The organism is Candidatus Andeanibacterium sp. (assembly GCF_057143545.1).
Genome location: NZ_DBNHSF010000197.1, coordinates 1 through 10,353, shown reverse-complemented (window position 1 = coordinate 10,353; position 10,353 = coordinate 1). Strand labels below are relative to the sequence as shown.

Genomic DNA, 10,353 nt, shown 5'->3' with positions numbered 1-10,353 from the left:
GGCCATCTCGACGTCGTTCCTCCGGGCGAAGGCTGGTCGAGCGGGCCGTTTGCGCCGGAACGGCGCGGCGACTTGCTGCACGGGCGCGGTGCGGTCGACATGAAGGGTGCGGTAGCGGCGATGGTCGCCGCCTTGCGCGAGATCCCGCAAGCTGCCGGAACGTCGAGCTTCATTATCACCGGCGACGAGGAAGGGCCGGCCGTTTACGGCACCCGCGCGCTGATCGAGCACATTCGCGCAATCGGCGAGATTCCCGACCTGTGCCTGGTCGGCGAACCGACGTCGGTCCATCGCCTGGGCGATACGATGAAGATCGGGCGAAGGGGATCGGTCAATATCTGGCTCGAAGTCGAGGGTAGCCAGGGCCATGTCGCCTATCCGCACCTTGCCGACAATCCGATCACGCCGCTGGTTTCGATGCTGGCCGAGCTCAACGCGCTCGAGCTCGACCAGGGGACCGAGTGGTTCCAGCCAAGCAATCTCGAAGTGACCGAGATCGAAGTCGGCAATCCGGCGCATAATGTCATTCCTGCAAAGGCGCGCGCGCGGATCTCGGTCCGCTTCAACGATCGTCACAGCGGCGCGGAGATCGCGCAGCTGGTGGCGGGAATCGCCGAGCGCCATGGCGGGACCGCGCATCCGGTGATCTCGGGCGAGCCCTTCCTCACGCCGCCGGGCAGGTTCTCCGACATGATCGCCAAGGCGGTCGAGCAGGAAACCGGCATCGTCCCCGAAGCTTCGACCAGCGGCGGGACATCGGATGCCCGCTTCCTCAAGGATTTGTGTCCGGTGATCGAGTTTGGGCTGTGCAACGCGACCATGCACAAGACGGACGAAGCGGTCGCCCTGGCCGATCTCGAGACGCTGGCGCGGATCTATCGCCGGATTGCGCTCGCGGCGCTCGCCTGACGCTTCGCCGGAGCCACCAGCTCCTTCGCCTTGAAGCCGCATTGTTCCACCACCGGGCAGCGCCAGCATTCGGGCCGCCTGGCCTTGCAAATGTAGCGGCCGAGCAGGATCAGCCAGTGGTGGGCGTGGCGACGGAACGGCTGCGGCACGCGCTTTTCCAGCAGTGCCTCGACCTTGTCCGGGGTCTTGCCCCTGGCGAGGCCGGTGCGGTTGCAGACGCGGAAGACATGGGTGTCGACCGCGAAGGTTTCCTGCCCGAAAGCGCAATTGAGCACCACATTGGCGGTCTTGCGCCCGACGCCGGGCAGGGCGGTGAGGGCATCGCGATCCTGCGGCACCAATCCGTCATGCTCGGCGACCAGCCTTTCCGACAGCGCGATCACGTTCTTCGCCTTCGAGTTGAACAGGCCGATCGTTTTGATGTGCCGCTTGAGGCCCTCCTCGCCGAGATCGACCATCTCCTGCGGAGACTTGACGCTGGCGAAGAGTGCGCGGGTCGCCTTGTTCACCCCGGCATCGGTCGCCTGGGCAGAGAGCACAACGGCCACGAGCAGCTGGTAGACATTGCCGAATTCGAGCTCGGTTTCGGGGGCGGGATCGAGTTCGGCGAGCAGGCGGAAGAACTCGAAAATCGCGTCACGGGTCACGCCGCGCCTCGTCCTCGGCGGTGTTCGCGCGCCGCTCCGCCTCGTCCGCCCGGCGTTCGAGTTTCTCGATCTGTTTCTTTACCGCAAGCTGGTGCTGCGCCTCGCGCTTCTTCTGCATCGAATCGGTGAAGGCCGCGGCCATGATGCCGGCCGGCATCGCTACCAGTGCCACCCCGCACAGCGCCACCCCTGCGCCCAGCACCTTGCCCAGCGGGGTAATCGGCGTGACGTCGCCGTAGCCGACCGTGGTCATGGTGATTACCGCCCACCACAGCGAGCGCAGCACGCTGCCGAATTCCTCGGGCTGGGCTTCGTGCTCGGCCCAGAACAGCGCCACCGCGCCGAGCAGGATCAGTACCCAGGCGAGCGAGATCGTGACGATCAGCTCGTAACGCCGGCCCCACACCGCCACCGAGATTTCCTCGATCGCATGGTTGAAGCGGGTGAATTTGGCGAGCGCGATGATTCGCAACAGCCGCAACAAGCGCAGCACCGCGACATCGGCGAAGAAGAACGGCAGAAGCGACGTCACGATCACCACCAGGTCGATGATCGCCAGCGGCGAAAAAACGAAGCGCAACCGCTTGGACCACGCGCTTCCCGGCCGCTCGGAATCCGCGATGCACCACACCCTGGCGAGATATTCGATGGTGAACACCACTCCGAAGGTGATCTCGAGCCCGATGATGAGGTCGTGATAGTGCTCCTGCACCATCGGTTCGGTCCCGGCGATCGAGACCGCCACCGCAGCCAGGATCACCACCACCAGGAAGAGATTGACCACCGAAAGCCGCCCGCTGTCGCCGGCGCCGACGAAGAGCTTGTGGTAGGTCGTCTCGCGCAGGCTCATTCGTCAGAGCCCCAGCACCTGGGGCATGGTGTAGCGCCCGGCTTCCCTGCCGATCAGCCATTCGGCGGCCCTCACCGCCCCCCTGGCAAAGATCATGCGGTTCTCGGCGCTGTGCGAAAGCGTGATTCGCTCTTCGTTCCCAGCCAGGATTACCGAATGGTCGCCGGCCACGGTCCCGCCGCGCAGCGAGGCAAATCCGATCGCACCGCGCTTGCGCAGATCGGATTTGATGCCGAAGCCGTTGCCGCGTCCGCGTTCGGCGGCCTGGGCAAGCTCGATCCCGCGTGCGCGGGCGACGGCCTCGCCCAGCAGCAGCGCCGTCCCCGAAGGGGCATCGGCCTTCATCCGGTGATGCATCTCGACGATCTCGATATCCCAGTCGTCGCCGAGCCGGCTGGCGGCCTCGCGCGCCAGGTGCGCGAGCAGGGTGATGCCGAGCGAGGTATTGCCGGTTTGCAGGATGGCGATCGCCCTGGCGGCATCGTCGATCGCGGTGTGATGGCCCTGGTCGAGACCGGTGGTTCCGATAACAATCGGAATGCCCGCGACCCTTGCAGCGCCGAGATTGGCGACCAGCGCACCGGGCGCGGAAAAGTCCACCAGCACATCGCTGGCGTTGGCGAGCGGTCCGACCGATCCGTCGCGGTCGACTCCGCCGGCCAGCTCGTGCCCCGTAGCTTCGATCGCCTGCCGCATCGCCTGGCCCATGCGCCCTTCGCTGCCGATGATTCCGATCCTTGCCACGTTTTCTCCCCGTCCGGGCCGAGCTTGTCGAAGCCCTGCACTTTCTTCAAGTAGAAGAACAGCCCTTCGACAGGCTCAGGGCAAACGGAAAATTGCATAATGGTCAAGAACATCGTGATTCTCACCGGCGCCGGGATCAGCGCCGAAAGCGGCCTGAGGACCTTTCGCGCGTCCGACGGATTGTGGGAGGATCACCGGGTCGAGGATGTCGCTTCGCCCGAGGGATTCCACCGCGATCCGGCGCTGGTCCAGCGCTTCTATGACGAGCGGCGGGTGCAGGTGCAGGCGGCCGAGCCCAATGCCGCGCATCTGGCGCTAGGCGCGCTCGACCGGGCCTGGGCCAGGGAGACGGGTCGCGAATTGCTGATCGTGACCCAGAATATCGATGATTTGCACGAGCGGGGCGGGGCGAGCCGGGTGCTGCACATGCATGGCGAAGCGCTCTCGGCCTGGTGCACCCACTGCGATGTGCGCCATCGCTGGACCGGGAATCTCTCCGGCGGTCCGCCCTGTCCCGCCTGCGGCGAGCGGGCCTTGCGTCCCGACATCGTCTGGTTCGGGGAAATGCCTTATCGCATGGGCGAGATCTTCCACGCGATTGCCCGGGCCGACCTGTTCGTCTCGATCGGCACTTCGGGCGCTGTCTATCCGGCGGCGGGCTTCGTTCAGCAGGCGCGCGAACATGGCGTCGCGACATTGGAACTCAATCTCGAGACGAGCCAGGGCTCGCATTTGTTCGACGAGACAAGGCTTGGCCCGGCAAGCGAGCTGGTGCCCGAATGGGTGGGGCAATTGCTGCAAGAATAGGATTCGGCTGCCGCCCTGGATCGACCCAAAAAAAGGCCCCCGCCGGGGCAGGGGCCTTCTAGAGAGCGAATCGGAATGGCCAATTCACCCTTCGGGTCGCATTGGTATCTTATGCAACCAACTATTGCAGATCAATGACAAATCCCAACCCGGTGGAAATTCGGGGAGTTATGCGTCGCCCGATTGGCACGCCCGGCAGCCGGGATCCTTGGCAATATTGAGCGTGCGCATGCCAGGCTGGTGCCCGTCGAGCACATGGAGCTTGCCCCATTGCGGATCGCCGAGCGCGCTCACCCCGTCGAGCAGGACCCGGACCGCCTGCAGCGCGGCAAATGTGCCGACCCAGCCGGCCATCGCGCCGAGCATGCCATCCTCGGCGCAGGTGTCGCAATCGTCGGCATCGAAGGCATCGCCGACGAAACAGCGGTAGCAGCTGTGGCCCGGCAGATGCCCGGCAAAGGCCGCGACCTGGCCCTGGAACCGCCCGACAGCTGCGCTGACCAGCGGTACGCCATCGGCGACGCAGGCATCCGATACGGCGAGGCGGGTGGCGAAATTGTCGGTCCCGTCGATCACCAGGTCCGCGCTGCCGATCAGCGCCTTGGCATTGCTCCGTTCGATTCGCACATCGAGCACCAGCACTTCGATGACCGGATCGAATTTCTGGAGCCACGAGGCCGCCTGCTCGACCTTCAATTCGCCAAGGTCGCTCTCGCGGAAGATCGTCTGGCGCTGGAGGTTGGTGAGTTCGACCCGGCCGTCGTCGATCAGTGTGAATTTCCCGATCCCTGCGCCCGCCAGATATTGCAGCACGGGCGATCCGATCCCTCCGAGCCCGACCAGCGCCACATGGGCGTTGGCAAGCGCAACCTGCCCCGCGCCGCCGAACTCGGGCAGCACGATATGGCGCGCAAAGCGGTCCAGGCGGTCCGGGGACAGGCTCATGGAGAAGTTGTATATAAGGAGTGCGGTACCTGTCGACAGGGCTGTGCGCGGCCGGTGGGCCGTCAGTGGATTTCCCGCACAGTAACCATCAGCTTTCCAGCTGTCTCAACAGGCTACGCACATCGCCATCCATATCGGCATCGCGCTTGCGCAAATCCTCGATCAGACGCACCGCATGGATCACGGTCGAGTGATCGCGCCCGCCGAATTTGCGCCCGATCTCGGGATAGCTCCGCGGCGTCAGCACCTTGGCCAGATACATCGCCACCTGGCGCGGGCGGACCACTGCCCGTGCCCGGCGCTTCGAAGACATTTCCGAGCGGTCGACGCGGTAGAACTGGCACACCGTGCGCTGGATCTCGTCGATCGTGATCCGCCGGCGGTTGGCCGAGAGGATATCGGTCAGCTGCTCCTCGGCCAGTTGGAGCGAGACTTCCTGGCCCGTCAGCTGCGCATAGGCGATCAGCTTGTTGAGACCCCCCACCAGTTCCCGCACATTGCGGTTGATCGTCCGGGCCAGGAACTCGATCACGTCCGCCGGGACTTCCAGCGGCGCGAAGCGGGTAAGCTTGGATTCGAGGATCGTGCGGCGCAGTTCGATATCGGCCGGCATGATATCGGCGACGAGCCCCATCGAGAGGCGGCTGAGCAGGCGCTGTTCGACCCCGTCGAGCGCCTGGGGCGCGCGGTCGGCCGCGAACACCAGCCGCTTGCCTTCGGCCAGCAGCGCGTCGATCGTGTAGAGCAGCTCTTCCTGCGCCGAGGCCTTGCCGATGATGAACTGGATGTCGTCGACCAGCAGCAGGTCGAAGCCGCGCAGCCGCGCCTTGAATTCGATCATTTCGTTCTGGCGCAATGCCTGGACGAATTCGACCATGAAGCGTTCGGCCGAGCAGTAGAAGATGCGCGCGCGCGGATGGGCCGAGAGATACGCATGCCCGATCGCGTGCAACAGGTGGGTCTTGCCCTGGCCGGTAGCCGCCTTGAGGTAGAGCGGGCTGAACTGCGGCTTCTCGGCCTTCGACATGCGCTCCGCAGCGTTGAACGCGAGGATGTTGGTCGTGCCGGTGACGAAGGCGGCGAACGTCAACGAAGGGTCGAGCCCGATCGAGGTGGTAAAGCCCTGTTCGCCGATCGTCCCGGCGGCTAGCGTCATCGCGCCGGGCTCGATGGCGTCGTTCGCGGCGGCGCGGCCGAACCGGTCAAGGCCGCCCAGCGCGACATCGCCCAGCTGGCGGCGTCCGGGGTGGACCTCGATATTGACCTTGCGAATTTCGCTGCGGGCGATCTTCCAGGCGAGCGAAAGCCGGTCGGCGAATCGGTCCCTGACCCAATTGGCGGAAAATTCGGTCGGCAGGAAAAGGTTGAGCGTCCCGCTGTCCTTTTCGAAGCTGCCCAGCTGGATCGGCCTGATCCATTGGCTGTGCAACTGGTGACCGAGATCCTTGCGCAGGCCCTGGCTGATGTCGGCCCAGTCGGCCGCGAGGTCCAACGCCTCCTGGTCCTCGTTCACATTGTCTTCCCTCTTGTCGCCTGCCGCCGCTGAACGATCGCCGTGTGGTCCCACTCGAATCATCGAAATCTGCCCCGCCCTGGTTTGACGTTTCCCCCTTGCGATTTCCTCCGGATCTGGCTGAAGCAATGCTCCGCCACGGCCCGCCATCCCCCTTCGCGGAACCCGAATTTGATCGTCTCGAATGTTGGAGCAGGCACCGGACTCGCCGCCTGCTGATTTAGGTTTAAGCGCGCCCCCAAGTAATCGGCAAGGGGCCGATCGTAAAAAAACTGAAATATACAGGGTTGACAGGTACGTGACCCGCAGGCTTGCGTTGAAAGCCTTGATATTAAACGGGTTTCCAGGGTGCAGTGCCGCGAATCGTGGGATTACCGATAGTTAGGCAAGATCGCTTTTTTGTCGTTTCGCGGATGCAAAAAAGGCGGGTGAATGCAACACCCGCCCCGTTCCAATTTCGTTCCCGGAGGCGAGCTTCCGGAGCTGCGAATCAGAGTGCCGCGATTCGTTTCGAGAGGCGCGACATCTTCCGCGCGGCCGTGTTCTTGTGGAGGATGCCGCGGGCAACGCCGCGAGCCAGTTCGGGCTGGGCGGCCTGGAGCGCATCGGCGGCCAGCTTCCTGTCGCCACCGGCAATCGCGGCCTCGACCTTCTTCACGAAGCTGCGGATGCGGCTCATGCGTGCGGTGTTGATTTCCGCCCGGCGATTATTGCGGCGGATGCGCTTCTTGGCTTGTGGCGTATTGGCCATTTCGATCCTTCGACTCTGTCCTTCGTATGGGCCACGCCAAACTGGGTGGAGCGCCCTTTCCCGATTTCAAACTGGTGCAAATTGCGGATCGGGAACCGGTCCCTTCCGCAAGAAGCGCGGCCCTTAGCCGCCAAGGCCCGAATCGTCAACCATCCGCCTATCTCTGGCAGGCGGGGCAGAACCAGGTCGACCTGCCGCCTTGCGGGAAGCGCCTGATCAGGCTGCCGCAGCGGCATGCAAGCCCTTCGCGGTCATAGACCTCGAAGCGCTTGGAGAAATAGCCGAGCTGGCCGTCGGGCCGGGCATAGTCGCGCAGGGTCGAGCCTCCGGCTTCGATCGCTTCGGCAAGGACATCCCTGATCGCCGGGACCAGCCTCTCGAGCGCGGCTCGGGTCACCTTCCCGCCCGCGCGGCGCGGCGAGATGCCGGCCCGATAGAGCGCCTCGCAGACATAGATATTGCCGAGCCCGGCGACGATTTTCTGGTCGAGCAACAGCAGCTTGATCGCCTGCTTGCGTCCCCTGAGCATATCCTTGAGGTGTTGCGCCGTGAGCTCCTCGCCGAGCGGTTCGGGACCCATCGCGGCGAATTGCGGCCAGCTCTCGAGCGCATCGCTCGGGACCAGGTCGACCGATCCGAATCGTCGCGCATCGTTGAGCGCAAACCGGTGGCCGGCGGTTTCGATCACGAGATGGTCGTGTCTGTCGATCGCAGCGGGATCGATCCGCCAGCGGCCGCTCATCCCGAGATGGAAGACCATGCTCTGTCCGCGGTCGGTATGAACCAGGCCGTATTTGGCGCGGCGCCCGAGCGAGGTGACGCGCGCGCCGGTCAGTGCCTGGACGAGGTCGGGCGGGAACGGCCGCCTGAGGTCGGGCCGGTTCACCGCAACGCGCGCGATCCGCTCGCCCTCGAGATATCGGGCGAGCCCGCGGACAGTGGTTTCGACTTCGGGCAGTTCCGGCATCTGCGGCCCGTAACAGGCTTTGCCACCCGCTGAAACTCCCCTAAAGCGCGGCGCATGAGCGAAGACGTATCCTTCGGCTACGAAGACGTGAGCCCCGAGGAAAAGACCCGCCGCGTGGGCGAGGTGTTCTCGGGCGTGGCGAAGAAATACGACCTCATGAACGATGCGATGTCGGTCGGCATGCATCGGCTGTGGAAGGATCGCTTCGTCCGCCGGGTGAAACCGCAACCGGGCGAGGCAATCCTCGACATGGCCGGCGGCACCGGCGACATCGCCTTCCGCCTGGCCGCGAGGGGCGCCAGCGTCACGGTGTCCGACATCAACCAGGAGATGCTCGATGTCGGGATCGAGCGGGCGATCAAGCGCGGTTTCAATAGCCTTGTCTGGTCGCGCCAGAATGCCGAGGAGCTGTCTTTCCCAAGTCGCTTCTTCGATGCCTATACGATCGCGTTCGGGATCAGGAACGTCACCCATATCGACAAGGCGATCAGCGAGGCCTTCCGTGTGCTCAAACATGGCGGGCGCTTCTTCTGCCTCGAGTTTTCGAGCACCGAATGGCCCGGCTTCAAGGAAGCCTACGACCTCTATTCGCACAGGCTCGTGCCCAAGATCGGCAAGGCGATCGCGCATGACGAGGACAGCTATCGCTACCTGGTCGAATCGATTCGGCGCTTTCCGACGATGGAAGAGTTCGAGCGGATGATCCGCGCCGCCGGGTTCAGCCAGACGCGGGTCGAGCCGATCATGGGCGGCTTGGTCGCGATCCATTCGGGGTGGAAGACGTGAGCCGCCGCGAAGGCGGGGGTCTCTCTCCCCAGGCAATGCATAAGTGGATGGAGGTCCCCGCCTGCGCGGGGACTCGCCTGCAGTGACCCGCCCGATCACCCATATCTGCCGCCTGCTCAAATGGGGGAGGACCCTCGCCAAGCACGGCGCGCTGCGCGGGATCGAACAGGACCCCAACACCCCGCCGCAGGTCCAGCGCCTGGTAAAGCTCGCCCGCTTCGGCACGTTCCAGCCGGACGGGCCCGATTATGCCACCGCGTTCAAGGCGATCGGCCCGGCGGCGATCAAGCTCGGCCAGTCGCTCGCGACCCGGCCGGACCTCGTCGGCGAGGACGCGGCGACCAATCTCCTCACGCTGCAGGACCAGCTCCCGCCCGAGAGCTTCGAAGCGATCCGCACGGAGATCGAGAACAGCTTCGGGCGGCCGGTCGGGGAATTGTTCGAAAGTATCGACCCGGAGCCGGTCGGCGCCGCCTCGATCGCGCAGGTCCACAAGGCAGTGACGAGCGAAGGCAAGACCGTCGCCGTCAAGGTGCTGCGTCCCGGTATCCGCCGCCGCTTCGCGCGGGATATCGAGACCTATGAATGGGCCGCGGCGCATCTCGAGTCCTTCGGCGGCGAGGCGGCTCGCTTGCGTCCGCGGCTGACGATCGAGAATTTCAAGCGCTGGACCAATCGCGAGCTCGACTTGCGGCGCGAGGCCGCCTCCGCCAGCGAACTCGCCGACGGGATGAAGGGCTTCCAGGGCTACGCGATCCCCGCCATCGACTGGGACCGCACCAATGGCCGCGTGCTCACGCTCGAATGGATCGACGGGATCAAGATCAGCGACGTCGCGGCGCTCAAGGCCGCCGGACACGATTTGCCGCTGCTCGCCCAACGGCTGGTGCTGGCCTTCCTCACCCAGGCGATCAGCGCCGGCTTCTTCCATGCCGACATGCACCAGGGGAACCTGTTCGTGCGTCCCGACGGGACGATCGCGGCGATCGATTTCGGGATCATGGGGCGGATCGACCGGCGCGCGCGGCAATGGCTCGCCGAGATCCTCTACGGCCTCACCACCGGAAATTACCAGCGCGTCGCCGAGATCCATTTCGAAGCGCAATATGTGCCTTCGCACCACAATGTCGGCGAATTCGCCACCGCTCTGCGCGCGGTCGGCGAGCCGATGCGCGGCAAGCCGGTTTCCGAACTTTCCGTGGGCCAGATGCTCGACGGGCTGTTCGCGATCACCCGCGATTTCGACATGCAGACCCAGCCGCATCTGCTGCTGCTGCAAAAGACCATGGTGATGGTCGAAGGGGTCGCGACCCAGCTCCATCCCGCGATCAATATGTGGGACGTTTCCGGCCCGTTCGTGAAGGCCTGGATCAGGGACGAGCTCGGCCCCGAGGCCGCGCTCGCCGACCGGCTGCGCGAGGATAGCGAGACGCT

At 64.9% G+C, this 10,353-nt stretch carries 11 protein-coding genes; 4 read left to right on the top strand and 7 right to left on the bottom strand.

Translation table 11 applies throughout. The annotated features are described in order from the left end of the window. Positions 1 to 909, top strand: a 909-nt coding sequence (gene dapE, locus AC16XC_RS11605) for a succinyl-diaminopimelate desuccinylase (protein WP_484034817.1), incomplete at its 5' end; no start/stop codon positions are given. On the opposite strand, the gene nth is transcribed toward dapE, so the two are convergent. Genes nth through dapB form a run of 3 tightly spaced genes read right to left on the bottom strand, consistent with a single transcriptional unit; the run spans position 876 to position 3,150 of the window. Continuing rightward, positions 876 to 1,556, bottom strand: coding sequence for an endonuclease III (gene nth, locus AC16XC_RS11600; protein ID WP_484034816.1), 681 nt, complete (start codon positions 1,554 to 1,556; stop codon positions 876 to 878). The genes dapE and nth overlap by 34 nt on opposite strands. Next, entirely contained in the window at positions 1,546 to 2,406 is an 861-nt protein-coding gene (locus AC16XC_RS11595) for an ion transporter (RefSeq protein ID WP_484034815.1), read from the bottom strand. Before AC16XC_RS11595 ends, nth begins: the two co-directional genes overlap by 11 nt. A gap of 3 nt (positions 2,407 to 2,409) precedes the next feature. Further along, on the bottom strand, positions 2,410 to 3,150 hold the full coding sequence (dapB, locus tag AC16XC_RS11590; RefSeq protein WP_484034814.1) for a 4-hydroxy-tetrahydrodipicolinate reductase: 741 nt from the start codon (positions 3,148 to 3,150) through the stop codon (positions 2,410 to 2,412). 99 nt (positions 3,151 to 3,249) lie between these two features. Between dapB and AC16XC_RS11585 the strand changes: the two genes are divergently transcribed. Further along, the gene (locus AC16XC_RS11585) at positions 3,250 to 3,957 is read left to right on the top strand and encodes an NAD-dependent deacylase (protein WP_484034813.1); all 708 of its coding nucleotides are present in this window, start codon (positions 3,250 to 3,252) and stop codon (positions 3,955 to 3,957) included. 168 nt (positions 3,958 to 4,125) lie between these two features. Here AC16XC_RS11585 and AC16XC_RS11580 read toward each other — a convergent pair whose 3' ends face one another. The 4 genes from AC16XC_RS11580 to mutM form a co-directional block, all read right to left on the bottom strand. Further along, positions 4,126 to 4,902 carry a HesA/MoeB/ThiF family protein gene (locus AC16XC_RS11580; protein ID WP_484034812.1) on the bottom strand — a complete coding sequence of 259 codons (777 nt, stop codon included), beginning with the start codon at positions 4,900 to 4,902 and terminating at the stop codon, positions 4,126 to 4,128. 88 nt (positions 4,903 to 4,990) lie between these two features. Further along, positions 4,991 to 6,415 carry a chromosomal replication initiator protein DnaA gene (gene dnaA, locus AC16XC_RS11575; protein ID WP_484034811.1) on the bottom strand — a complete coding sequence of 475 codons (1,425 nt, stop codon included), beginning with the start codon at positions 6,413 to 6,415 and terminating at the stop codon, positions 4,991 to 4,993. Between the two features lie 490 nt (positions 6,416 to 6,905). Continuing rightward, positions 6,906 to 7,166, bottom strand: a complete 261-nt coding sequence (gene rpsT, locus AC16XC_RS11570) for a 30S ribosomal protein S20 (protein ID WP_484034810.1) — start codon at positions 7,164 to 7,166, stop codon at positions 6,906 to 6,908. A gap of 157 nt (positions 7,167 to 7,323) precedes the next feature. After that, positions 7,324 to 8,133: a bifunctional DNA-formamidopyrimidine glycosylase/DNA-(apurinic or apyrimidinic site) lyase gene (gene mutM, locus AC16XC_RS11565; RefSeq protein ID WP_484034809.1), complete on the bottom strand. Its 810-nt coding sequence runs from the start codon at positions 8,131 to 8,133 to the stop codon at positions 7,324 to 7,326. Positions 8,134 to 8,187: 54 nt separating this feature from the next. Between mutM and AC16XC_RS11560 the strand changes: the two genes are divergently transcribed. Both AC16XC_RS11560 and ubiB read left to right on the top strand, forming a co-directional pair. After that, complete coding sequence (locus AC16XC_RS11560) at positions 8,188 to 8,919, top strand: class I SAM-dependent methyltransferase (RefSeq protein ID WP_484034808.1); 732 nt, start codon at positions 8,188 to 8,190, stop codon at positions 8,917 to 8,919. 82 nt (positions 8,920 to 9,001) lie between these two features. Further along, positions 9,002 to 10,353: 2-polyprenylphenol 6-hydroxylase (gene ubiB / locus AC16XC_RS11555; protein ID WP_484034807.1), on the top strand; the 1,352-nt coding region annotated here is incomplete at its 3' end.

Excerpts from the sequence above, each read along its gene's own strand:
- AC16XC_RS11595 (WP_484034815.1), bottom strand. The coding sequence starts at position 2,406 with ATGAGCCTGCGCGAGACGACCTACCACAAGCTCTTCGTCGGCGCCGGC.
- AC16XC_RS11585 (WP_484034813.1), top strand. The coding sequence starts at position 3,250 with ATGGTCAAGAACATCGTGATTCTCACCGGCGCCGGGATCAGCGCCGAA.
- AC16XC_RS11580 (WP_484034812.1), bottom strand. The coding sequence starts at position 4,902 with ATGAGCCTGTCCCCGGACCGCCTGGACCGCTTTGCGCGCCATATCGTG.
- rpsT (WP_484034810.1), bottom strand. The coding sequence starts at position 7,166 with ATGGCCAATACGCCACAAGCCAAGAAGCGCATCCGCCGCAATAATCGC.
- mutM (WP_484034809.1), bottom strand. The coding sequence starts at position 8,133 with ATGCCGGAACTGCCCGAAGTCGAAACCACTGTCCGCGGGCTCGCCCGA.
- AC16XC_RS11560 (WP_484034808.1), top strand. The coding sequence starts at position 8,188 with ATGAGCGAAGACGTATCCTTCGGCTACGAAGACGTGAGCCCCGAGGAA.